Source organism: Rhizorhabdus sp. P4_G5, assembly GCF_056401065.1.
In genome coordinates, this window is record NZ_JBFUKB010000011.1 from 39,807 (window position 1) to 63,359 (window position 23,553).

Sequence of the window (23,553 nt, forward strand, 5' to 3'; positions counted from 1 at the left end):
CTTGGGGAGGGGATCGGCGATGTGCAGTGCAGCGAAATCCGATCAGCGGCAGACGCGGACGCGATGGTGGCGATACCACTCCGTCCAGCATCGGGCACGATGATAGCCATGGCGGCGGTCCCAGCGCCGTTCCTCCCGCCAATGCCGCTCACTGCTCCAGCGACGGTCACCATCCCAGCGGCGGTCACCATCCCATCGGCGGTCATGGTCCCAGCGGCGGTCGTCCCAGCGGTCATGCGCATTGGCGGCGCCGCTCATGCCCAGCGCCGCGACGGTCAGGCCGATGGCGGCAAATATCTTCGTGAAGGTCATCGCAGTCTCCTCTCTCTACCGGCCCCGCGGTAGGAGAAGAACTACGCCTGCAATGCAGTAGCTTAGCTGAACGCTCGCTTCATCGAAGCGAAAGGATTCCGGTGAGCGTGCCGCCAAGGGCGGACGCGCCCGGATCAGTCGACATCCTCGACTTCGACGGTTTCGCCAGACACGCGCTGCGACAGCGCCGCCGCCATGAATCGGTCGAGATCGCCGTCGAGCACGTCCGAAGGCGCGGTCGACGTCACGCCGGTGCGCAGATCCTTGACCATCTGATAGGGCTGCAGGACGTAGGAGCGTATCTGGTGCCCCCAGCCGATCTCCGTCTTGGCGGCATAGCCGGCCATGGTCTCGGCCTCCCGGCGCTGGAGTTCCTGCTCGTAAAGCCGGGCCTTCAGCTGCTTCATCGCCTCGGCCTTGTTCTTATGCTGCGATCGCTGGTTCTGGCAGGCGACGATGATGCCGGTCGGGATATGGGTGATGCGCACCGCGGAATCGGTGGTGTTGACGTGCTGCCCGCCTGCGCCGGACGAGCGGTAGGTGTCGATCTTCAGGTCCTTGTCGAGCACCTCGATGTCGATGTCCTCATCGACTTCGGGATAGACCCAGACGCTGGCGAAGCTGGTGTGCCGCCGGGCAGCCGAATCATAGGGGCTGATGCGGACCAGACGGTGGACGCCGCTCTCGGTCTTGGCATAGCCATAGGCATTCTCGCCCTTGATCAGCAGCGTGGCGGACTTGATCCCGGCCTGCTCGCCGGCGTGGAAGTCGACCAGTTCCACCTTCAGCCCGCGGCGCTCGGCCCAGCGACTGTACATGCGCTGGAGCATGCCGGCCCAATCCTGGCTTTCGGTGCCGCCGGCCCCGGCATTGACCTCGATATAGCTGTTGTTCGCATCGGCCTCGCCGGCGAGCAATGCTGAGATCTTGTCCTTCTCGGCGCGTTCCGCCAGCGCGGCCAGCGCCTTGACGCCATCGTCTATCAGCGCATTGTCGCCCTCGGCTTCGGCCATTTCCATCAGCTCGACGGTGTCGGCGCATTCCTGCTCGATGGCCTTGACCGCCTGCACCGCCTCGTCGAGCCTGCGCCGCTCGCGCATGACCTCCTGCGCGGCCTTGGCGTCGTCCCATAGCTTGGGGTCCTCGACGCGGTTGTTGAGCTCGTCGAGCCGGCGAAGCGCACGGTCCCAATCCAGGAAACGGCGGACGAGCGCCATCGCCTGGTTGATCTGATCGACACTGGCTTGCGCTTCGGCGCGCATGACAATTTCCTTCGCATAGGATAGGGGATGAACCCACATTGATTCCGTCATGCTGAACTTGTTTCAGCATCCACCGTGCCGCAAGCGCGGCTCTCGGGTTGAAGAGTGGATGCTGAAACAAGTTCAGCATGACGATGATTTCCTGCCGCTGCTTCGTGACGGAAACTTGCCGCTGACCTAGTAGATACCGTCCTGCCTTTGCAAGAATTCGCTGTCGGTCGAGGTCGTCTTGCGCGGCGCCGCCGCCGTGCGCTTGGCGAGTTCGTCGCGGCGGATCGTTCGCCGCGGCTCGCTCTCCGGCTTGAACGCTTCCCAGATCACCGGGCTGTAATAGCTGCCGTCGGGCCAGGCGCCGAAGACGCGGCGGCCGGTCTTGCGGTCGATGCGGATCATGCGGATGCCGGCCGGCGCCTGGAACGGGACGACCGGCATGTCCTTCATCGCCTTGGCGGCAAAGCTGTGGAAGATCGGCGCAGCGATCGTGCCGCCCTGCGCATAGCCGCCCATCGAGCGGGGATTGTCATAGCCCAGATAGACGCCGCCGACCATGTCGGCCGAGCCGCCGACGAACCAGACGTTGGTCGGGCCCGACGAGGTGCCGGTCTTGCCGAACAATGGCCGGCCGAGGTCGCGCAGCACCGTGGCGGTGCCGCGCTGGACCACGCCTTCCATGATGTGGAGCATCTGGTAGGCGGTCATCGGATCGATCACCTGCTTGGCGCGCAGCTTGGGCCGCGGCATCGGCCTGCCGTCCCATTGCGGCATGTTGCAGCCTTCGCAGGCGCGCTTGTCGGCGCGCCAGATGATCTTGCCGTTGCGATCCTGGACATAGTCGATCAGCGTAGGCTCGAGCGCGCGGCCCTGGTTGGCGAAGATCGAATAGGCGTTGACGATGCGCATCACCGTGGTTTCGCCCGCGCCCAGCGCATAAGCGAGATAGGGCGGATATTCGCCGATTCCCATCACCTTGGCGGTGTGCACCACCTTGTCCATGCCGATCTGGCTCGCGGTGCGCACCGTCATCAGGTTGCGCGATTGCTCGACGCCCCAGCGCATTGTCTGCTGCCCGGCATTGGCGCCCGAGAAATTCTTGAAGCACTTCTGGCCGAGCCGCGCCGACTGGAACACGCAGAAAGGCCCGTCGATAATGATCGAGGCGGGAGTCATGCCGTTGTCGAGCGCGGCGGCATAGACGAACGGCTTGAAGGTCGATCCCGGCTGGCGCCTCGCCTGGGTTGCGCGGTTGAACGACGACCCGCGCGAGTCGAAGCCGCCCTGCATCGCCAGCACCTGGCCGGTATGCGGGTTCTGGATCACCATCCCACCCGAAATGTTGGGGATGCTGCGCAGCGTCCAGCCGTCGCCTTCGCGCCGTACCACGATCACGTCGCCGGGCTTCAGGAAATCGAACGCACGGCCGCCGACTCCGGCCTTGGGCATCGTTGCGCCCCAGCTCGGCAAAGTGCCCCGCGATCCATTTTCGAACCCGATTTCCGCCGCCGAGCCGTCGCGCGACAGCACCACGGCGGGGAACCAGTTGGCATAGCCGGCGCCGACGTTCAGCGTCGCGAGTGCGCGCGCCCAGTTGCCGTCGGTGTCGATTTTCGCGATGCGCCCGCGCCAGCCGGCCGCCGCCTCGAAGCGGACGAGCCCGTCGCGCAGCGCGCCTTCGGCCGCATCCTGCACCTTGCCGTCATAGGAGGTGCGCACCCACAGCCCACCTGAATAGATGCCGTTGGGCCCGTTCGATGCATTCTGGCCGTAGCGGTCGATCAGCTCGCGGCGGACCTCTTCCATGAAATAGCCGCCGACGCTCGGCCGCGGCGCATAGCGCTCGACGACGCCCAGCGGCGCGGCCGCGGCGGCGGCGCGCTGCCGTTCGGTGATGAAGCCGTTCTCGACCATCTTCAGGAGCACATAGTTGCGCCGCTCGATGGCGCGATCGGCGTTGCGCTCGACCGTGTAGTTGGACGGCGCCTTGGGCAGGATCGCCAGATAGGCGATCTCGGGCAGGGTGAGGTCGCCGACATCCTTGCGGAAATAGGCGCGGCTCGCCGACTGGATGCCATAGGCGTTGCGGCCGAGGAAGATCTGGTTGAGGTATAGTTCGAGTATCTGCTGCTTGGTCAGGGCATCCTCGATCCGGAAGGCGAGGATCGCCTCGCGCACCTTGCGCTTGATCGAGTAATCGTCGCCGACGATCAGGTTCTTGGCGACCTGCTGGGTGATCGTCGAGCCGCCCTTGGCGCGGCGGCCGCTGCCGAGCTTGGTCGCATAGTCCCATACCGCGCCGGCGAGGCCGCCCACATCGATGCCGGGATGATGGAAGAAGGTCTTGTCCTCGGCCGAGATGAAGGCGTCGACGAGCATCGGCGGATATTCGGCATAGGACAGCTGGACCCGCCGCTCGCGCGCGAAATCGGCGATCGGCTCGCCGTCATAGCCGCGGACATTGGTCGGCAGCGGTGGCTCATAGGCGAGCAGCGCATCCGCCGAGGGCAGGCCGCGCGCGAAGAAGAACCACATCAGCAGCCAGAACAGCGCCGCCGACCACAGCACATAGCCGGTCCAGCGCCAGCTCCGGAACGCCCAGAGCCGACGCGCTTCGGCGCGCCAGCCGCGAAGGGGGTTGTGCAATTTGGGGATGCTGACCACGGCGGGGCTCTAGCAGTTTTGATGGGGTTTGGAAGGAGAAGAGCTCCATCGATCTCCCCTCATCGTCATTCCAGCGAAAGCTGGAATCTCCTTTCGCTTTTGCCGCGGAAAGGCAGTGAGATCCCAGCTTTCGCTAGGATGACGGGCTAAACCTTCCATCATTCGCCCGTCAGCCTGCGCGCGAAGTGCGTTTCGATCGCCTTGCGCACGCCGATCGCGATGTTGCGGCGATAGTCCTTGGACAGCAGCAGCGCGAGATCGTCGGGGTTGGAGATATAGCCGGTTTCCAGCAGCACCGACGGCACGTCGGGCGCCTTCAGCACGATCAGCCCGGCGAAGCGGTGGGCGTCGTCCTTGAAGTGGATCGTCGGCTCCATCTCGCGCTGGAGCAGCGTCGCAAACTGGGAGGATATGTTCATCGTCTCGCGCTGGGCAAGATCGAGCAGGATCGACGACACTTCGTTGTTCTCGCCGCCCAGATCGACGCCGTTGAGAATGTCGGCGCGATTTTCCTTCGCGGCGAGCTGCGCGGCGACGCGATCCGAGGCCACTTCGGAGAGAGTGTAGATGCTGGCGCCGCGCGCAGCCGTGTTGACGGCGCTGTCGGCGTGGACGGATATGAACAGGTCGGCCTTAAGCCGCCGCGCGATCTCGCGCCGTTCCCCCAGCACCAGGAAGCGGTCGTCGCTGCGGGTCAGCGCGACGCGGACCCGGCCGGAGGCGGCAAGCTCGTCGCGGATCGCCCTGGCGATGGCCAGCGCGATATCCTTCTCCTTGGTCGCGCCGTCGGTCGACTGCGATCCCGGATCGTGGCCGCCATGGCCGGCGTCGATCACCACCAGGGGCCGCTTGCTGCCCCTCGCGCCGACGACGGCCGGGACCTGCAACGGGGCCGGCGGATCGAGCGGCACGGTGATGCCGCCCCGTTGCGGCGCCCGTGCATCGACCGGCTTCGGTGGGTCGAGGCCGAACAGCTGGCGGCCCTTGCGCACCGCCCGGCCGAACAGGCTTTCGCTGACCGGCTTCAGTGTCAGGGTCAGCGAAAGATGATCGGCGGAAAAGCTGGCGTCGGAAACGACCGCCGCCGTGTTGAGCTCGAACACCACCCGCGCGGTATCGAGATCATATTGGCCGTGGCGGGTGGACGCGATCAGCCCGCCCGATGCCGCGACCCGGCCCATCCGCGTGCCCGGCAGATCGACGGCTATGCGCTGCGGTGCGGACAGCATGAAGGCGGAAGCGGTTGCGACCGGCTTGTCGAAGCGCAGCGTGATGGCCATTTCGCCGATGTCGATGGCGGTGATCGCCGCCGCCGCCCGCGCCGCGGCGGGCGCGAAAAGCATCAGGAGCGCACATAGGCAAAGGGCGAGGCGCCGGCTGGAACTTGGTCTTGGCAAAGTGGCCCCGCGATACACGGCCGGTCCTGAAACGCCGACAGCCCTGACACTTAACCAAAGCTGGGCGGCTCTTGTCCAGTGTGGTGATGCTTGCCCCGACCGGCGCCGGATGCTAGCACCGCTTGTCCGGATCTCGGCCGATGCGCACCCAATGCGCGGATCGCGAGCGCCGTGCCGGGCCTGTCGTCGTGATTTCGCGACGGCGCAACAGGTTGACGATCGCATGAGTCATTTTTCGCCCCGCTCCGAACGCTGCCAGATTGTTGGCGGCGTGTGGAACGGCGCCTGCTTTCCGGCGCGGCGCGCCGGATATGACCACGCGGCGGCTGCGAACACCTTTCTTTCACCATCGATGATGCGCTCGGATGCGACGCGGCTTGCCGCACCGCCCGGCGCCTCCTCTTCATCATATCGCGCGTGCAGGCCCGGCGTCTTCGCCGGCCCACGCGCCTGGAGAATATTGAATGACAACCCGCATGCTAATCGACGCACGCCACCGGGAGGAAACCCGCGTGGCCGTCGTCCAGGGGAACCGCATCGAGGAATTTGACTTTGAGTCTGCCGAGCGCAAGCAGCTCAAGGGAAATATCTATCTCGCCAAGGTAACGAGGGTCGAACCGTCGCTACAGGCGGCATTCGTGGATTATGGCGGCAACCGCCATGGCTTCCTCGCCTTCTCGGAAATCCACCCCGATTATTACCAGATCCCCAAGGAGGATCGCGAAGCGCTGCTGCGCGAGGAGGCCGAGCACGCCGCCGAGGAAGAGGCGCTGCGCGCCCGCGATTCCGACCATGACGAGGACTTCGACGAGGGCGAGGACGACGGCCATGATCATCACGATCAGGACGACGGCCATGACCATGGCGAGGAAGGCGAAGAGGGTGGCGAGGAACGGCCGCGGACGCGCCGGGAATCGGTAGGCGGCGGCTCCGACGACGGTGCCGTCGAGAATCTCCGCCAGCGGCGGATGAACCTGCGCCGCCGCTACAAGATCCAGGACGTGATCCGCCGGCGCCAGGTGCTGCTGGTCCAGGTCGTCAAGGAAGAGCGCGGCAACAAGGGCGCTGCCCTCACCACCTATCTTTCGCTGGCCGGCCGCTATTGCGTGCTGATGCCGAACACCAGCCATGGCGGCGGCATCAGCCGCAAGATCTCGAACGCGGCCGATCGCAAGCGGCTGAAGACGATCATGGCCGAGCTGGACCTGCCCCGCACGATGGGCTGCATCGTCCGCACCGCGGGCCTTCAGCGCACCAAGACCGAGATCAAGCGCGACTTCGACTATCTCGCCCGGTTGTGGGACGAGATCCGCGAAAACACGCTGAGCTCGTCCGCGCCGGCGCTGATCTATGGCGACAGCGACCTGATCAAGCGGGCGATCCGCGACATCTATAATCGCGACATCGACCAGGTGATCGTCGAGGGCGAGGAAGGCTTCCGCCAGGCGCGCCAGTTCATGAAGCTGCTGATGCCGAGCCACGCCAAGAAGGTGGAACTCTATGCCGACGCGGTGCCGCTGTTCCAGCGCTTCGGCGTCGAGGACCAGCTTGCGGCGATGTACCAGCCCTTGGTCCAGCTCAAGTCGGGCGGCTATCTGGTGATCAACCCGACCGAGGCGCTGGTGTCGATCGACATCAACTCGGGCCGGTCGACCCGCGAGCATAATATCGAGCAGACCGCCACGGCGACCAATCTCGAGGCCGCGCATGAGATCGCCCGCCAGCTGCGGCTGCGCGACATGGCCGGGCTCGTCGTCATCGACTTCATCGATATGGAGAACAACTCCAATATCCGTAAGGTCGAGAAGGCGATGAAGGAGGCGCTCAAGAACGATCGCGCCCGCATCCAGGTCGGCCGTATCTCCAGCTTCGGCCTGTTCGAGATGAGCCGCCAGCGCCTGCGCACCGGTGTGCTCGAGGCATCGACCCGTCAGTGCCCGCATTGCGAGGGCACCGGCCTGATCCGCACGGCCTCGTCGGCGGGGCTGTCGGCGCTGCGCATGCTCGAGGACGAGGCCGCCCGCGGCCGCGGCTCGCGGCTGATGCTGCGCGCCAGCCAGGAAGCCGCCCTCTACGTCCTCAACCGCAAGCGCGCCGAACTCGCCGAGATCGAGGATCGCTATGGCGTGATGATCGAAATCCTGTCGGACGGGACGCTCGAAGGCGCGCGGATGAGCGTCGAGGCCGGCGGCCCGCCGCCGAGCCATGCGCCGCGTCTGCCGACGCCGATGCTCATCGAAGCCGACGACGATCTCATCGACGATGAGATCGAGGAGGAAGAAGAGGAACTCGAGGCCGAGGCTGAAGGCGGCGACGCCGAGGGCCAGGAGGAAGGTGATCGTGGCGATGGCCGTGGACGTCGCCGTCGCCGTCGTCGCCGTCGGGGCGGCCGTGGCCGCGAGCAGGACGGTCATGCTGAAGTCGCCGAAGAGGGCGCCGAGGCCGATGGCGAGGACGTGACCGAAGCCGAGGACGCCCGCGAGGCCGCCGAAGAGAATGGCGAGGCGCCCGGTGGCGAGGACGGCGGCGAACCGCGCCGTGGCCGTCGCCGTGGCCGACGCTCGGGCCGCCGTCGCGGTGGCGAAGGCGCGCCTGCCGAGGGCACGCCGGCCGAGCAGATCGAGACCGTGATGTCCGAGGAACTGCCCGCTCCGGCGCTCGAGCCGCAGGACGCTGCGCCAGCCGAGGAGGCCGCCCCCAAGGGCCGTCGCCGGCCGCGCGCCCGCAAGGGTGATGTCGCAGCTGCTCCTGCTCCCGCTCCGGTCGAAGCGCCGGTGGCGGCGGTCGAGGAGATCGTTGCGCCGGCCGAACCGGCTGCCGAGGAGCCCAAGCCGCGCCGCGGACGCCGCAAGAAGGTCGAGGCCGTAGAGGCGGCCGAGCCGGACGCCGGCGAGCCGGCGGTCGCGCTCGAGGTTGAAGCCGAAGCGGCTCCGGTCGAGGTGCCCGTCGCTGCTGAGGCGCCCAAGCGCCGCAGCCGCGCCCGCGCCAAGGCCGCGCCTGGCGAAGCCGCCGACGTGGTGGCCGCGCCGGCCGAAGCCGAGACGATCGGTGCCGATGATTCGGCATCGGATGAAGAGGGCGAGGCAGGATCGCCTCGCCGCGGCTGGTGGCAGCGCACCTTCGGCGCCTGAAGATGATCGACGGGCCGGCTCCGGCTGGCCCGTCGTTCTTCACGCGCGGTTCAGCCGCGCTGCGCGAGGACGGATGAGCATGGGCCGCTTTCCCGCATCATCGAGACATCTGCGCCAAGCTCTGCGCATGCTGCTGCTCCTGTGGCTTTCGATATCGCTCGGCGCGCAGCCGCTCATGGCGCAGTCGATCCTGCGCGATGCCGAAACCGAGGCCTATCTCAAGGAGATCGCCGCACCTCTCGTTGCGGCAGCCGGATTGCAGCCCGGCAACGTCGACATCATCCTGGTCGGTGACAAGGAGATCAACGCCTTCGTCGCCGGCGGGCAGGCGGTCTATATCCATAGCGGTCTGATCGAGGCCGCGGACAACACCAGCGAAGTTCAGGGCGTGATCGCCCATGAACTCGGCCATATCACCGGCGGCCACGTCATTCGGTTCGGTGAAGGCGCGAAGGCGGCGACCGGCATCACCCTGTTGTCGCTGCTGCTGGGCGCCGCGGCGATGGCGGCAGGCGCGGGCGACGCCGGCATGGGCGTGATGATGGCCGGCCAGCAGGCCGCGATGGGCAAATTCCTCGCCTTCAACCGGGTGCAGGAAGCCAGTGCCGACGCTGCCGGTGTGGGTTTCCTCAACAAGGCGGGCTTGTCGGGCAAGGGCATGCTCAGCTTCTTCCTGAAGCTGAAGAAGGAGGAGTTCCGCTACGCCTCCACCTATGCCGAGATCGATCCGTTCATGCAGACCCACCCGATGTCGGGGGATCGTGAGGCCGCGCTGTCGAACGACGTGATCAAATCGCCCAGCTATAACCACAAGACCGATCCGGCGCTCGACGCGCGGTTTCAGCGGATCAAGGCCAAGCTGGTCGGCTATATGGACGATCCGACCACGGCGCTGCGCAAATATCCCGAGACCGACCAGAGCGCGCCGGCGCATTATGCGCGGGCCTATGCATGGCACCGCGGCGCCTATCCCGACAAGGCGGTCGAAGAGGTGAACAAGCTGGTCGCCCTGGCACCGAAGGATCCCTATTATCGCGAACTGCAGGGCCAGATCTTGCTGGAATCGGGTAAGCCGCTGGAGGCGCTCGCACCCTTGCGGCTCGCGGTGCAGGGATCGCGCGGGGCACCGCTCATCGCGTCGCTGCTCGGCCATGCGCTGGTCGCGACCGAAGATCCCGCCAATCTCAAGGAGGCGCGCGACGTGCTCAAGGTGTCGGTCGCGCGCGACCGTGACAATCCCTTTGCATGGTATACGCTCGGCATGGCCTATGCGCAGCTCGGCGACGAGCCTCGCGCGCAACTCGCCACCGCGGAACGCTATGCGCTGATCGGCAACAGCCGGCTGGCGATGGCCAGCGCCGAGGCCGCAATGGCGCGGATCCCGCGCGGCACGCCCGATTATCTGCGCGCGGAGGACATCGCCCTGTCGTCGCGCGCCGCAGCAAGCGACCGCAAGAAATGACGATCAAGGATCATATGCTCCGGAACCGCCGCATGGCCGCGACGATCGGTGCCGGCGCCGCGCTCCTTCTCGGTGGCGGCGCCGCTTGGCTGGCGCATCAACGCAGCGACGCGCCCGCCGGCAAGGCCGAGATCGAGATGGTGGTGCGCGACTATATTCTCGCCCATCCCGAAATCATTCCTCAGGCCATGGAAAGGCTGCGCGCAAGGCAGGGCCAGGACGCCTATGCCAGCAACAAGGCTGCGCTCGAAACGCCGTTCGCGTCCGCCTGGGCCGGCGACCAGAATGGCGATGTCACGCTGGTGATGTTCACCGATTATGCCTGCGGCTATTGCCGATCGAGTCTGCCCGATGTCGATCGGCTGCTGGCGTCGGACCCGCATCTCAAGGTCGTCTGGCGCGAAATACCGATCCTGGGGCCTGGCAGCGAAATCGCTGCCAGGGCGAGCCTGGCAGCGGCGCAGCAGGGCGCGTTCCGGGCCTTCCATCAGCGGATGTTCGCCGCCGGGCGGCCCGATCCGGCGAAGGTGACCGCGGTGCTGAGCTCACTGAAACTCGATGCCGGCAGGCTCCGGCGCGATGCCGCGAGCGCGGCGGTGGAGACCGAGCTCCGCAAGAATCTCGAACTGGCTGGCAAGGTCGATGAATCGCTGGCAACGCCGACCTTCGTCATCAACGGCCAGGTGCTGAAAGGCGCTGTCGGCTACGATGCGCTGAAGCAGGCGATCGACCAGGCGCGACGCCGGACCTGACATGTGGCTTGGCTGAGGGTCAGCGCCCCGGCTCGACCGTGCCTTCGATGGTCGCGCTCGCCGGATGATGGCGGTCGAGGTGGCGTTTGATCATCCGCAGATTACGGCTGTTCGAGCGGAAGAAGAAGTCGGGAATGGCACCCACCCAGGGGATGGCCCCGAGCAGCAGATCAAGGCCGACATTGCCGAACATGCGGGCCAGCTGCCATTTCGACATGCCGAGACTGCGCGCCTCCCAGGCCAGCCAGCTCCCCATCACCGCTGCGATGGCCGGTCCGACGACCGGTACCATGTCGAGCAGCACGTCGAGCCCAACCGGTCGATTGAGGCCGGGGATTACAAACATTCGTTCGAGCAATGCTTCCATCGCCTCGACCCGGCGGCGAACCGCTGCGGGGTCGCGGCCCAGGCCGGGCATGCGATCGGATAGCCCGTCGAAATCGGCCGGGGTGGGGCGTCTCATGCTCATTCTCCAGTTGGTGTCGACTGATCGCATCAACGGTTGCTTTGGTTCCCGATCAGCGGTGCGAGGGGGTGGACCGCGCGCGGGTTCAGGCGAAAACCCGGAAGGTCGGGCGCGGCCAGCGACCAGCGCACCGGCTGTGCGATCGGGATGAACGGGGCGACGGCCGTCATGCGCCGCTCGGTGTCCGCGATCATCCGGGCGCGCAGCACCGGTTCGGTGGCGCTGCGGGCGGCCCGGAACGCCTGGTCGGCCTCCTCGCTGCAGGGCCGGCCGCTGTCGCACAGGAAATGGGCCAGGAACCAATCGGCCTGGTCGGCTGGGCCGACTTCGTCGATCAGCCGAAGCTCTGCGGCATCGCGCGGGCCGACCCGTTTCGCCTCGACGCCGATCCGGCGCCATTGCCGCTGGATGGCGGCAAATAATATCGCCGACCCGGGCCCCTCGGGCATGGCCAGGTTCAGCCGCACCGCGCCGTCCACGCCATGCTGCGCGCGCCAGATTCCGACGATCCGCCGCGCGCTATCCACGCGGCCGGCAAGCGCCTGCCGGTCGGACCCGCGAACATCGGCGAAAGCCTGGGCCCAGAAAGGCCGTGTCGGCTCGGCGACGTCGGTCAGCCCCGGCGGCAGGATCGACTGGACCGGGCGCCAGCCCGGCACGCCGAGCGCGGCGCCGATCGCATCGCGGTCGAGCGCCATGGCCAGGGCCTGGCGCATTTCGACCGCCATCAGCGGCGGCGAGCTGCGGGCCACGCGGAAGCCGAACAGCCCGACTGCGGGATCGACCTGGACGTTGCGCGGCGCGATATTGGCCAGCCGGGTGTAGACGAAATCGTCATAGCCGCCGCCGGTGACGAGCGTCGCCTCGCCATTGGCGAAGCGCGACACGGCAAGCGCGACCCGCTCCCCGCGCAGATGGACTCGGCGCCGGGCGGCGGCCTCGGCCTTGCCATCCTCGTCGGGGCCTTTGCCGCCCTTCGGCCGCAAGCTGGTCAGCCGGCCTACCTTGCCGTCGATCAGCAGAGGGCCGGTGCCCTTGCCGTCGATCAGCAGCGCGAAGGCGGGACTGGCGAGCAGCGACATCAGTTCGGGGCGCGGCGCGGCAAGCCGGATCTCGATGACCTCGGGGGTGACCGCGACGATTTCGCGGACGCCATCGACGCGGATGCCCAGCGCGCCATCGGCATAGCGCCGCAACAGCGTGCGAAGCTGGCTCGCGACCCTCCCGGCATCCGCAAGCTCGCGGTCGAGCCGGAAGGTATAATAAAGCCCATCGTCGGAAATCGCCCAGCGAATCGCCAGCCCCGGCTGGACCTGCCCCCCGGCGTCGATGCCCACCAGCCCCTGGGCGACGGCGCCGAGCAGCGCTGCGTCGGCCTGCCGGGGCAGTATATTGGCCGGATCGCGCAGGCGTGTCTCGCGGCCGATCACGCTGACCGTAACCTGCTCCTCGTTGCCGCCGCCGCAGCTCGCGAGCAGCAGCGCGGCAAAGAGCGCGATCGGGGCTTTACGCATCATCTCAAGCGCAGGGTCCAGCTGGGGTGCATGTTAGGTGCATTGTCGTGCCAGCCATCGACGCGCGGGGCAACCAGGGCACGGCTGACATAGTGGTAGAGCGGGACCAGCGGGGCGTCCTCGACGAGGATTGCCTCGGCCGCGCGCATTGCCCTGGCGCGGCCCGCCGCGTCGGCGGTGTCCATCGCCCGATGGAGCGCGGCGTCGAAGGCGGGACTGGCATAGCCCGCATAGTTGAGCGGGCCGGCGTCCGAGCGGTGGATCGCGAGGTAATTCTCCGGCGCGGGGACATCGCCGATCCAGCCGGACCGCGCGAAGGCAAAGTCGCGGCGGCGGAGGCTGGCGAAATGCAGCGACGCCTCGCTGTTGAGAAGATACGCCTCGACGCCCAGCGGCCGCCACATCGCCGCCATCGCCACCGCCACCCGACGATGATCCGCGTCGCTGTTGAATCGCATGTCGAACATCAGCTTGCGGCCGGGGCCGTAGCCCGCCGCCGCCAGCAGGCCGCGCGCAACCAGCTGTCGGCGCTCGCGGCTCCAGCCCGCCCAGGCCGGACGATAACCGCCGGGAGCGCCCGCCACCGCCGGCGGCACCACGCCCCAGGCGGGCAGGGTGCCCAGGCCGATCAGCTTCTCCGCTATCCATGGCCGTTCGACCGTCATCGACAGGGCGCGGCGGACGCGGGCGTCGTCGAACGGCGGGGCGGTGGTGTTGAAGATGAAATAATAGCTGCCGTTATAGGGCGCGACGTGTGCCGTGCCGTGCAGGCGCTGCGCGATCCAGGCGGCGCGCGTCGGGGGGAAATCATTGCTGGTGTCCGCCTCGCCCGCGGCAAAGCTGCGCAGCGCCGTCAGCCGGTCGGTCACCGGCCGCCACTCCACCTCCGCGATGGCCGCGCGCCCGCCATGCCAATGGGGATTGCGGATCAGCCGGATCCGCTCGTTGAGCCGCCACTGCTCCAGCCGATACGGCCCGGAGGTGACGAGCGGCCGCTCGGCGGTCCAGCCGTCTCCGAGTGCCGCGATGCGATGGACCGGCAATGCCGCCAGCGCGGGCAGCGCCAGCAGCGCGGGCAGCGCGGGCATCGGCGCGCCCAGGCGGATGACGACGCTGTCGCTTGCCGTCGTGATCTCCTCAATATCGGCGAACAGGCTCGCGCTGGGCGAGGCTGTCCGGGCATCCCGAAGCCGCGCGAACACGGCGACGAATGTGGCGGGCGTGATCGGACGCCCATCCGAAAAGACGAGGCCGGGCTGCAGTGGAAAACGCCAGCGCCTGCCGTCTGGGGAAACCGACCAGCCAGCCGCCAGGCCGGGCACGGCCCTGCCGCTGCCATCCATGCGCGTGAGGCCCTCGAACTGGTCCTGGGCGACGCGGATGCTGGCAAGATCCGATGCCTTCTGCGGATCGAGGCTCTTGACCTCGTCGTCGGCGAGCCGGACCAGCCGATCCTTCGGCAACGGCTCGCGGATGCCGCCATGGCATGCGGCGAGGAGGAGCAGGAGCGGGAGGAGGCAGCGGCGCATCTGTGGCCGGTTAGGCCCGATGGTATCGCAAGGCTCAACCCCAAACCGCCATCATGCGCAAAATCTTCGTCATCGCCAACGCTCGACTGCGATATGCCAGCAGCACATATTGAGTTGATGACGAGGAGAGGAGTGGCGTGCGCGCTCAAATAGCTTGTCTGTCTGCGATTCTGCTGTCCCTCGCGACTCCCGTCGCGGCGAACCCTGCCGACGACCGTTTCGAGGCGCTTGCAGCGCAGGAATGGGCGTGGCGGCAGCAGATGCTGCAGAGCGAAGAGGCGAACAAGGGCGGCATCCCGGCGCACCTGCCGGACGAGAGCCCACAGACCCAGCAGGCGCGCCTGGCGACATGGACCGACACGCTCGCGCAGCTCGATGCGATCGATCCCGGCGCACTGTCGCCGGCCCGGCAGGAGAATTATGGTGTCTATCGCGCGCAGATCGCCACGCTGCTCGACGCTCAGCGCTTTCGGGATTTCGAGAAGCCGCTGAACTCCGACAGCGCCTTCTGGGCCGACATCGGCTATTATGCGCGCCAGCCCTTGCGGGGCGAGGCCGATGCCGCGCACCTGCTGTCGCTGATGCGCGACATCCCGCGCTATTTCGCCCAGAATATCGCCAATATGCGCGCGGGCCTGAAGCGCGGTTTCGCCCCGCCCAAGGTCGTCATGGCGGGGCGCGATGCGTCGATCGCTGCGATCGCCGGCGCGAAATCGCCGACCGACACTTTCTGGTTCGAGCCGTTCAAGACGATGCCGGCGACGATCCCGGCGGCGCGGCAAGCGGCAATGCGCGCCGAGGCGGAGGCGTTGATCCGCGACCGGATCATTCCGGCCTATGGATCGCTGCTCGCCTTCATGCGCAGCGATTATCTGCCGCATCTCCGCGAGGGACTGGCCGCGGAAAGCTGGCCGGACGGCAAGGCCTATTACCGCGCCCAGGTCCGCGCCTACACCACCCTCGACCTGCCGCCGGAAGAGATCCATCGCATCGGGCTGGCGGAGGTGGCGAAGATCCGCGCGCAGATGGACATGGTGATGAAGGAGGTGAAGTTTCAGGGCGACTTTCCCGCCTTTCTCCATTTCCTGCGCACCGATCCGCAATTCTATGTCACCACGCCGCAGGCGCTGCTCGATCGCGCGGCGTGGATCGCCAAGCAGTTCGACGGCAGAGCGGCGCGCTGGTTCGGACGCATGCCGCGCGGCCGCTTCGGCATCGTGCCGGTGCCGCCAGACATCGCGCCTTACTACACGGCCGGACGGGGTGGGCAGGATCGCTACCTGGTCAACACCTATGACCTGCCCTCGCGGCCGCTGTTCCAGCTGACCGCGCTGACCCTGCACGAATCCGCGCCCGGCCACAGCTGGCAGCTCTCGATGGCGGCGGAAAATGAGGACCGTCCGGACTATCGCCGCTACACCTATATCTCGGCCTATGGCGAGGGCTGGGCTCTCTATTGCGAGAAGCTCGGCGTCGAAATGGGTATGTATGAGACGCCCTATGAGCGCTTCGGCATGCTCAGCTACCAGATGTGGCGCGCGGCGCGGCTGGTGATCGATACCGGCATCCACGCCCAGGGCTGGAGCCGTGCCCGGGCGATCGCCTTCCTGAAGGACAATAGTGCGCTGTCCGAGCATGAGATCGAGACCGAGGTCGACCGCTATATCGGCTGGCCGGGACAGGCGCTGTCCTATTATCTCGGCGAGCTCCAGATCGAGAAGGAGCGCGCGCGGGCCGAGCAGGCGCTGGGGCAGAGGTTCGACATCCGGGCCTTCCACGACATGATCCTGTCGCTCGGCTCGGTGCCGCTGCCTGTGATCACGGCGCGGACCGACCGATTCATCGCGGAAGGCGGGAAAGGGCCCTGGCCTCTGCCGAATTGATCTCGGCGTTCGCCCCGTTTCAGGCCGACAGAGCTTTCCGCAGGGCCTCCGAGAGCGCTCCCGGCGAGAAGGGCTTGCGCAGGATGATCGCCTCATCGCCGACCGCCGCGTCGATGGCGTCGGACTGCGCGAAGCCGGTAGCGAAGACGATCTTCAGGTCGGGCCGCCGGGCGAGCGCGGCGCGCGCCACTTCGGCGCCGTTCATGCCGGGCATCGCAAAGTCGAGCAGGAGGGCCTCGGGCGGGTTCCCATCGATCTCGCCCAGTGCCTGCCCGCCATTCTCCGCGGTGCTGACCGTACAGCCAAAGCCGCGGAGCATCTCCGCGAGGACCTCACGTATCATGGGCTCGTCGTCGACGACGAGGATCTTGAGTCCGGCAAGGTGCTGGATCTCGTGAGGCGATGCGTGCCGCGGCGTCGTCGCGGAAGCGAGCGCGGCGTCGGCTCGCTGCAGGAAGACCGTGATCGAACTGCCCCTGTCGGGCGCGGACTCGATGGTGACGGTACCGCCGCTCTGGCGCGCCATCCCGAACACCATGCTCAGCCCCAGGCCGGAACCCTGCCCGACCGCCTTGGTGGTGAAGAAGGGTTCGAACGCGCGGGCGATCACGTCCGGTGTCATGCCGATGCCGGTATCGGTGACGGTGATGCCGACATAGTCGCCATCGTCGACATCGTCGCGGCCTTCGAGATGGCGATTCCGCACGGCGATGTGCAGTTTGCCGCCGCCCGGCATGGCGTCGCGTGCGTTGAGCGCCAGGTTGAGCAGCCCCAGCTCGAACTGCACGCTATCCGCCAGCACGGCGTGCGGAGCCTCTTCGATGTCGAAGCTCAGCTCGACCGAAGGATCGATCGTGCGCGCAAGCAGCTCTTTGATGTCGACGAGCAGGTCGGCGACGCGGACCGGCCTGAGCGCGATCCGCTGGACGCGCGAGAAAGCCATCAGCTGGCTGGTTAGCCGTCGTCCGCGATCGACCGCGGACAAGGCCATGTCCACCAGATGCCGGGCGCGCTCGTCGTTCGCGGTGCGGGACGCGATCAGGTCGAGGCTGCTGCTCACCGCCTGGAGCAGGTTGTTGAAATCATGCGCGATGCCGCCCGTCAGCTGGCCTATCGCTTCCATCTTGCGGGCCTGGAGCAGCGCCGCTTCGGCCTTCTCCCGCTCGATGATCTCCGCGCGCAGCCTTTCGTTGGCCAATCGCAGATGGGTTGGCGACGGCAGCGCGATCGCCTTGGGCAGCAACGGCCATAGCAGGACGGCGGTCAGTACCGACGAGGTCGCGGTGATCAGCTTGACGATCGCCTCGACCTGATAGGCGCCGTTCCACAGATTCCACAACGCGACGACGTGAGTCAGGCCGCAAGCCATTATGAAGAGCGCGAAAAGCCAGAAGATGCCACTGAACTCGACGTCCGGGCGCCGGCGCAGGAAGGTGACCAGTGCGATCGGAATGGAGAAATAGGAGAGCGCGATCAGGCTGTCGGAGATCGCCATGGTCCAGATCAGCCATGGCTGCCACAGCAGGCAATAGCCATGGGGCGCGTAGCCGCCGCCGAGCAGTTGCTGGATCGTCGAAATCACCCGCGCTTCCCCTTACGCTTGTCGATTATCGGCACAGGGGTAACCGAAGCTGCCTCGCACAGGAAGATGGAACGGTCGCGGAACAGGGTCGTTCTCACTTCACAAGCCTGTCGTGCGGTTTCGTTGCGGCGGCTCCGAGGAGTTAGAAAATGGGCAAGGGCCTTATCCTGTGGTTGCTCGGCGTTCCCGGCATCGTCGTCATTGGGCTGCTGCTGTTCCACGTCATCTGACCCGCAATTTCGGCGCTGACATCTCCCGTCGATATTTTCGGCTAAGAGCGCTCGATCTGTGATTCGGGCGGGAGTGGCGTGGTGCGGGTAAGGATATGGTCGGATGCTGGGGTGGCACGCCTGCTGCTTGCGGGTGTGTCGCTCTGCGGCGGAGCCGTCTTCGCCCAGAATGCCGAGCCCGCTGCCCGCACCGAGCAGGTCCCGCAGGACGACGCGCAGGACTATGACGAATCCGAAACGATCGTCGTCACCGGGCGGCGGCAGCCGGGCGCGGTGATCGGCGACATCGCGCCGGAGCAGCAGTTGAACAGCGGCGATGTCCGGGCCCTCGGGGTGAGTTCGGTCGCCGAACTGCTCCAGGAACTGGCCCCGCAGACGCGCAGCGATCGCGGGCGCGGCGGCGAGCAGCCGGTCACCTTGCTCAACGGCCGTCGCATATCGGGCTTCGCGGAGATCCGCGACATCCCGGCCGAGGCGATCGAGCGGGTCGACATCCTCCCCGAGGAGGTCGCGCTCAAATATGGCTACAGCGCCGATCAGCGCGTCGTGAATATCGTATTGCGCCGCCGCTTCCGGGCGGTCACGGCGGAAATCGAGGGGGCCACCACCACCCAGGGCGGCGGCAATAGCGGCCAGGTCGAGCTCAACCTGCTCCACCTCCGCCGCGACCAGCGGCTCAACGTCAACCTGGAATATCAGGCGAGCGCGGCGATTAGCGAGGAAGACCGCAAGCTGATCTCGCGCAGCGGCGGCCAGTTGTTCGACACCGTCGGCAACATCGTCGGCATCCCGCCGGGCGCACAGATCGATCCGGCGCTGAGCGCGCTGGCCGGCGCGCCGGTGACGGTCGCAGGCGTTCCTGCCGGTGCCGCCAACGGGGCGCCATCGCTCGGCGATTTCGTGCCGACGGCCAATCGCGCCAATGTCACCGATATCGGCCGCTATCGGACGATCCGGCCGGAGACGAAGACGCTCAGCCTCAACTCGGTCTATGCGCGCAACATCTTCGGCACGGTCGCTGCGACGATCAACGCGACGCTCGATGTCACCGACAGCGATTCCCTGCGCGGCCTGCCCGGCGCGAGCCTTACACTGCCCGCCGGCAATCCTTATTCGCCATTCGGTTCGGACGTGACCCTGCGGCGCTATCTGGGCGCAAGCCCGCTGACCCAGGGGATCGACGGCACCAGCGGTCATTTGGGCTTCACGCTCGACAAGGACGTCGTGAAGTGGCGCATGTCGCTGACCGGCAATTACGATCACGACGTGACGCGAACCCGCACGGATCGCGGGGCCAATGTCTCCGATCTGCAGGCTGGCCTGGTTGCGGGGAACCCGTCGCTCAATCCCTTCGGCGTCGACGGGCGCTTTATCGATCGCGCCCGGGCGAAATCGGACAGCGGCAATGTCCAGCTGGTGGCGAGCGGCCCGCTGGCGAGCCTGCCGGCCGGACCCATCAATGCCAGCTTCAAGGCGGGCGCCAGCGCGCTGGGCCTCGACGCGACATCGGTGCGCTCCGGCATAGCCGCGTCGAGCGAGCTGTCGCGCCGCGATCTCACCGGCCGGGTCAGCTTCGACCTGCCGGTCGCCAGCCGCCGCGAAGGCGTGCTCGCCGCGATCGGCGACCTGTCGCTCAACGTGAATGCGGCGTTCGATCGCTATTCCGACTTTGGCACGCTGGGCAGCTGGGGCTATGGCGCCAACTGGACGCCGCGCACCGGGATCGCGCTGATCTATTCGATGAGCGAGGACCGCAACCCGCCGAGCGTCCAGCAGCTCGGCAACCCGGTGGTGCTGACGCCCGATGTCCGCACCTTCGATTATGTCCGAGGCACCACCGTCGACATCGCCCAGCTGGGCGGCGGCAACCCCCTGCTGGATGCGGATCGGCGCCGGGTGATGAAGATCGGTGCCACACTCAAGCCGTTCAAGGCTGATCTCACCCTCACTGCCAGCTATGTGAACAGTCGCATCCGCAATGCCATCGCCGGCTTTCCCGAACCCACTGCCGCGATCGAGGCTGCCTTCCCCGATCGCTTCATCCGCGATGTCGATGGCGATCTGGTTCGCATCGACAGCCGTCCGATCAACTTTGCGCGGCAGGATCGCAGCGAGCTCCGCTGGGGCCTGACCTTCAGCCAGCGCCTCAAGACCTCGCAGGCGTTGATCGAGGCGATGCGCAACAGCCCGCGCGCCAAGCGAATGATGGAGCAGCGCGCGGCGGCGGCCGCCGCGCGCGGCGAGACGCGGCCCGCCGGCGATGCGCCGCGTGATGGCGGACGCGCGCGCGGTGGCGGTGGCGGTGGCGGTGGCTTCGGCGGGCGCGGCGGCGGTCAGGGCGGACGCATCCAGCTGTCGGTCTTTCACACTTGGCATTTCAAGGACGAGGTGCTGATCCGCCAGGGTTTGCCTGTGCTTGATCTGCTCAACGGCGCCACGATTGGTTCCGGCGGCGGCACCGCGCGGCACGAGCTCGAGGCGCAGGCGACTTATTCGAACAACGGCCTCGGCGCGCGGCTGACCGCCAACTGGCAAAGCGGAACCACCGTCACGGGTGCGGCAGGCGTACCGACCGGCGACCTGCGCTTCTCGCCGCGCGCATCGGTAAACGCGCGGCTGTTCGTCAATCTGGCGCAGATCCCGTCGCTGATCGAACAGGGCTGGGCGCAGGGCGCCCGGATATCGCTGCGCATCGACAATCTGTTCGATTCGCATCTGAAGGTGCGCGATGCGACCGGCGCGACGCCGCTGCGCTACCAGCCCGGCTATCTCGATCCGGCCGGGCGGACGATCCGGCTGCAGATCCGGAAGCTGATTTTCTGACCGATCACCGCGCCGGCAGCACCATCGCCCGGCATTCGCCGAAACCGATCGGGATATAGCCGTCCGAGCGGGCGGTCGCGGTCAGAATCACCTCGTCGCCGTCGGCGAGGAAGGTGCGCTCTTCGCCATTCGGCAGCAGCACCGGCTGCGCGCCGCCGCGCGAAAGCTCCAGCATGCTGCCGAAGCCGTCTTCGCTGGGTGCGGAAAGCGTGCCGGTGCCCAGCAGGTCACCCGGGTTGAGGTTGCAGCCGTTCGAGGCGTGGTGTGTGACGAGCTGCGCGACGGTCCAGTACATGTTCGACGCCGGGCCCCGGCTCAAGCGGTGAGGCGGCAGGCCGGCTTCGCGCATCTTCGCGGTGAGCAGATAGGCCGCCAGGTCGATGGCCAGCGCGCCACCTGACTGATCTGCTTCGTCCCACAGATAGGCAAGCGGCGCGGGATCGCCGTCCGGCCGCGGCGGCTGGGCGATGCGGAACGGTGCCAGCGCCTCGGCGGTGATGACCCAGGGCGACACCGTCGAGTGGAAATTCTTGGCCAGGAAGGGGCCGAGCGGCTGGGATTCCCACGCCTGGAATTCCCGCGCCGACCAGTCGTTCAGCAGGCAGAAGCCGGCGATATGATCTGCGGCCTCGGCGATCGGTATCGGATCGCCCAGGTGATTGCCTCGGCCGACCCACACCCCCAGCTCCAGCTCAAAATCAAGCCGTGCGGTCGGCCCGAACACCGGCGTATCGGCATTGGGCGGTTTTCGCTGGCCACGCGGCCGCACCACCGGCACGCCCGATGGCCGGATCGACGAGGCGCGGCCGTGATAGCCGATCGGCACATATTTATAATTGGGCAGCAGCGGGTTGTCGGGCCGGAACTGACGGCCGACATTGTTGGCGTGGTGGATGCCGGCATAGAAATCGGTGTAATCGCCGATCGCGGCGGGCAGGTGCATCGTCACCGCACCCTGGTCGTAGAGGTGGGGTGCGATGGCAGGGCGGTGGCTGTCGTCGGACAACAGGCTGGAGAGCTTGCGGCGCAACGCCAGCCGCCGCTCCGGCGCGAGGGCGAACAGGGCGTTCAGTGTGCCCCCGGTCACCTCCACCGGCAGCAGCCAGGTGATCGCGAGCAGGTCGAGCAGCTTGTCGCCGATCGCCACGGCAGGCCTCGCAGCGCGGCCGTCGACGGAGAAGATGCCATAAGGCAGGTTCTGGACCGGGAAATCGGCATGTCGGTCGGCACCGGGCACCCAGCTGGTCAGCGCCGGATCATGGGTCTCATCGATCGCGATCATCGCGGCAGCTCCGCCTTGGCGAAGCCTGACCAGACATCGTCATAATCGAACTGCATCAGCGGCGTGTCGAGCGCGAAGCGGGTCGGACGCAATACCGCGCGGCTTTCGAACATGAAGGCCATCGTTGCCTCGATCTTGCGGGGCTGGAGGTCGGCGGCGATGGCTTCTTCATAGCTCGCTCGATCCGGGCCATGGCCGGACATTCGGTTGTGCAGCGATCCGCCGCCCGGCGCGAATCCGCTGGCCTTGGCGTCGTAGCTGCCTTCGATCAGACCCATATATTCGCTCATCACATTGCGGTGGAACCAGGGTGGCCGGAAGCTGTCCTCGGCTACGGTCCAGCGTGGCGGAAAGATCACGAAGTCGCAATTCGCGGTGCCGGCGGTGCCGCTCGGCGAAGTCAGCACCGTGAAGATCGAGGGATCGATATGGTCGAAGCTGACCGTGTTGATGGTGTTGAAGCGGCGCAGATCGTAGCGGCATGGTGCGAGGTTGCCGTGCCAGGCAACGACGTCGAAGGGCGAGTGATCGAGCATCGTCGTCCACAACGCTCCTTCGAACTTCTGGATCAGTTCGACCGGCGCGTCGACATCCTCGTACCAGGCCGACGGCGTCTCGAAATCGCGCGGATTGGCGAGGCCGTTCGAGCCGATCGGACCTAGTTCCGGCAGGCGGAAGGCCGGTCCGTAATTCTCGCAGACATAGCCGCGCGCCGCGCCGTCGGGCAGCTCCACCCTGAAGCGCACGCCGCGCGGGATGAGGGCGATCTCGAGCGGCTCGATCTCGATCCTCCCCATCTCGGTGACAATGCACAGCCGGCCCTGCTGCGGCACGATCAGCAGCTCGCCATCGGCGTCGAAAAAGGCTCGTCGTTCCATCGGCAGGGTCGCGCCAAAGAGGTGCACGCCCATGCCGGCATTTCCCGCGATGCTGACGAGCCCGTCGAGGAAGTCGGTGGGCTCGGCTGGCAGCGGAAGCGGATCCCACCGCATCCGGTTGGGGGTAGGCGGCGCCTCGTCGAACGGGGCGGAGCGCAGCAGGCCCGGCCGGCCATAGGGCTTGAACGGGGGATGGTTGGCGGCGGGGCGCAATCGATAGAGCCAGCTGCGCCGATTCTCGCTGCGCGGCGCGGTGAAGGCGGTGCCGGAAAGCTGCTCCGCATAGAGGCCGAAGGGCACATGCTGGGGCGAATTCCGGCCTACCGGCAGCGCGCCGGGAACCGCCTCGGTGGACAGGTGATTGCCGAAGCCCGGGAAGTAATCGGCCATTTCCA

General features: G+C 67.1%; 16 protein-coding genes. 6 read left to right on the plus strand and 10 right to left on the minus strand.

The features are described from left to right. Positions 1 to 42: 42 nt before the first annotated feature. Together AC1DQK_RS16945 and prfB are read right to left on the minus strand one after the other, a co-directional pair. Complete coding sequence (locus AC1DQK_RS16945; protein ID WP_477872647.1) at positions 43 to 312, minus strand: hypothetical protein; 270 nt, start codon at positions 310 to 312, stop codon at positions 43 to 45. A gap of 134 nt (positions 313 to 446) precedes the next feature. After that, a complete protein-coding gene (prfB, locus tag AC1DQK_RS16950) occupies positions 447 to 1,574 on the minus strand; it encodes a peptide chain release factor 2 (RefSeq protein WP_477872649.1) in 1,128 nt (375 codons plus the stop codon). Between the two features lie 49 nt (positions 1,575 to 1,623). On the opposite strand from prfB, the gene AC1DQK_RS16955 reads away from it, so the two are divergent. Further along, positions 1,624 to 1,755 carry a hypothetical protein gene (locus AC1DQK_RS16955; protein ID WP_477872651.1) on the plus strand — a complete coding sequence of 44 codons (132 nt, stop codon included), beginning with the start codon at positions 1,624 to 1,626 and terminating at the stop codon, positions 1,753 to 1,755. Here the strand turns inward: AC1DQK_RS16955 and AC1DQK_RS16960 are convergent. Next, positions 1,752 to 4,229, minus strand: a complete 2,478-nt coding sequence (locus AC1DQK_RS16960; protein WP_477872653.1) for a penicillin-binding protein 1A — start codon at positions 4,227 to 4,229, stop codon at positions 1,752 to 1,754. The two genes, AC1DQK_RS16955 and AC1DQK_RS16960, sit on opposite strands and share 4 nt — an antisense overlap. A gap of 158 nt (positions 4,230 to 4,387) precedes the next feature. Continuing rightward, a complete protein-coding gene (locus AC1DQK_RS16965; protein WP_477872655.1) occupies positions 4,388 to 5,572 on the minus strand; it encodes an N-acetylmuramoyl-L-alanine amidase in 1,185 nt (394 codons plus the stop codon). A gap of 530 nt (positions 5,573 to 6,102) precedes the next feature. Between AC1DQK_RS16965 and AC1DQK_RS16970 the strand changes: the two genes are divergently transcribed. The 3 genes from AC1DQK_RS16970 (at position 6,103) to AC1DQK_RS16980 (ending at position 10,971) form a co-directional block, all read left to right on the plus strand. After that, complete coding sequence (locus tag AC1DQK_RS16970; protein WP_477872657.1) at positions 6,103 to 8,757, plus strand: Rne/Rng family ribonuclease; 2,655 nt, start codon at positions 6,103 to 6,105, stop codon at positions 8,755 to 8,757. Between the two features lie 127 nt (positions 8,758 to 8,884). After that, entirely contained in the window at positions 8,885 to 10,219 is a 1,335-nt protein-coding gene (locus tag AC1DQK_RS16975; protein WP_477872659.1) for a M48 family metalloprotease, read from the plus strand. 32 nt (positions 10,220 to 10,251) lie between these two features. Then, a complete protein-coding gene (locus AC1DQK_RS16980; RefSeq protein WP_477872661.1) occupies positions 10,252 to 10,971 on the plus strand; it encodes a DsbA family protein in 720 nt (239 codons plus the stop codon). A 19-nt stretch (positions 10,972 to 10,990) separates the two neighbouring features. Here AC1DQK_RS16980 and AC1DQK_RS16985 read toward each other — a convergent pair whose 3' ends face one another. From AC1DQK_RS16985 to AC1DQK_RS16995, 3 genes are read right to left on the minus strand one after another with little or no spacing between them, the layout of a single operon-like run. Further along, complete coding sequence (locus AC1DQK_RS16985; protein WP_477872663.1) at positions 10,991 to 11,434, minus strand: DUF4112 domain-containing protein; 444 nt, start codon at positions 11,432 to 11,434, stop codon at positions 10,991 to 10,993. A gap of 32 nt (positions 11,435 to 11,466) precedes the next feature. Beyond that, a complete protein-coding gene (locus AC1DQK_RS16990) occupies positions 11,467 to 12,954 on the minus strand; it encodes an ABC transporter substrate-binding protein (RefSeq protein WP_477872665.1) in 1,488 nt (495 codons plus the stop codon). Further along, a complete protein-coding gene (locus AC1DQK_RS16995; RefSeq protein WP_477872667.1) occupies positions 12,951 to 14,480 on the minus strand; it encodes a peptide ABC transporter substrate-binding protein in 1,530 nt (509 codons plus the stop codon). Before AC1DQK_RS16995 ends, AC1DQK_RS16990 begins: the two co-directional genes overlap by 4 nt. Before the next feature lie 260 nt (positions 14,481 to 14,740). On the opposite strand from AC1DQK_RS16995, the gene AC1DQK_RS17000 reads away from it, so the two are divergent. Then, on the plus strand, positions 14,741 to 16,363 hold the full coding sequence (locus AC1DQK_RS17000) for a DUF885 domain-containing protein (protein ID WP_477872917.1): 1,623 nt from the start codon (positions 14,741 to 14,743) through the stop codon (positions 16,361 to 16,363). Positions 16,364 to 16,382: 19 nt separating this feature from the next. Here the strand turns inward: AC1DQK_RS17000 and AC1DQK_RS17005 are convergent, their stop codons facing one another. After that, entirely contained in the window at positions 16,383 to 17,945 is a 1,563-nt protein-coding gene (locus AC1DQK_RS17005) for an ATP-binding protein (RefSeq protein WP_477872669.1), read from the minus strand. A 341-nt stretch (positions 17,946 to 18,286) separates the two neighbouring features. Between AC1DQK_RS17005 and AC1DQK_RS17010 the strand changes: the two genes are divergently transcribed. Then, positions 18,287 to 20,998 carry a TonB-dependent receptor gene (locus AC1DQK_RS17010; RefSeq protein WP_477872671.1) on the plus strand — a complete coding sequence of 904 codons (2,712 nt, stop codon included), beginning with the start codon at positions 18,287 to 18,289 and terminating at the stop codon, positions 20,996 to 20,998. A 4-nt stretch (positions 20,999 to 21,002) separates the two neighbouring features. Here AC1DQK_RS17010 and fahA read toward each other — a convergent pair whose 3' ends face one another. Both fahA and hmgA read right to left on the minus strand, forming a co-directional pair. Next, positions 21,003 to 22,280 carry a fumarylacetoacetase gene (gene fahA / locus AC1DQK_RS17015; protein WP_477872673.1) on the minus strand — a complete coding sequence of 426 codons (1,278 nt, stop codon included), beginning with the start codon at positions 22,278 to 22,280 and terminating at the stop codon, positions 21,003 to 21,005. Continuing rightward, on the minus strand, positions 22,277 to 23,548 hold the full coding sequence (gene hmgA, locus AC1DQK_RS17020; protein WP_477872675.1) for a homogentisate 1,2-dioxygenase: 1,272 nt from the start codon (positions 23,546 to 23,548) through the stop codon (positions 22,277 to 22,279). The genes fahA and hmgA overlap by 4 nt, the downstream gene beginning before the upstream one ends. Between the last annotated feature and the right edge of the window lie 5 nt (positions 23,549 to 23,553).

Bases quoted from the DNA above. Each gene is read 5' to 3' on its own strand.
- AC1DQK_RS16995 (WP_477872667.1), bottom strand. From the start codon at position 14,480: ATGCGCCGCTGCCTCCTCCCGCTCCTGCTCCTCCTCGCCGCATGCCAT.
- AC1DQK_RS17000 (WP_477872917.1), top strand. From the start codon at position 14,741: ATGCTGCAGAGCGAAGAGGCGAACAAGGGCGGCATCCCGGCGCACCTG.
- AC1DQK_RS16985 (WP_477872663.1), bottom strand. From the start codon at position 11,434: ATGAGACGCCCCACCCCGGCCGATTTCGACGGGCTATCCGATCGCATG.
- AC1DQK_RS16970 (WP_477872657.1), top strand. From the start codon at position 6,103: ATGCTAATCGACGCACGCCACCGGGAGGAAACCCGCGTGGCCGTCGTC.
- AC1DQK_RS16980 (WP_477872661.1), top strand. From the start codon at position 10,252: ATGGCCGCGACGATCGGTGCCGGCGCCGCGCTCCTTCTCGGTGGCGGC.
- hmgA (WP_477872675.1), bottom strand. From the start codon at position 23,548: ATGGCCGATTACTTCCCGGGCTTCGGCAATCACCTGTCCACCGAGGCG.
- AC1DQK_RS16975 (WP_477872659.1), top strand. From the start codon at position 8,885: ATGCTGCTGCTCCTGTGGCTTTCGATATCGCTCGGCGCGCAGCCGCTC.
- prfB (WP_477872649.1), bottom strand. From the start codon at position 1,574: ATGCGCGCCGAAGCGCAAGCCAGTGTCGATCAGATCAACCAGGCGATG.
- AC1DQK_RS16945 (WP_477872647.1), bottom strand. From the start codon at position 312: ATGACCTTCACGAAGATATTTGCCGCCATCGGCCTGACCGTCGCGGCG.
- AC1DQK_RS16990 (WP_477872665.1), bottom strand. From the start codon at position 12,954: ATGATGCGTAAAGCCCCGATCGCGCTCTTTGCCGCGCTGCTGCTCGCG.
- AC1DQK_RS16965 (WP_477872655.1), bottom strand. From the start codon at position 5,572: ATGCTTTTCGCGCCCGCCGCGGCGCGGGCGGCGGCGGCGATCACCGCC.
- AC1DQK_RS16955 (WP_477872651.1), top strand. From the start codon at position 1,624: ATGCTGAACTTGTTTCAGCATCCACCGTGCCGCAAGCGCGGCTCTCGG.
- fahA (WP_477872673.1), bottom strand. From the start codon at position 22,280: ATGATCGCGATCGATGAGACCCATGATCCGGCGCTGACCAGCTGGGTG.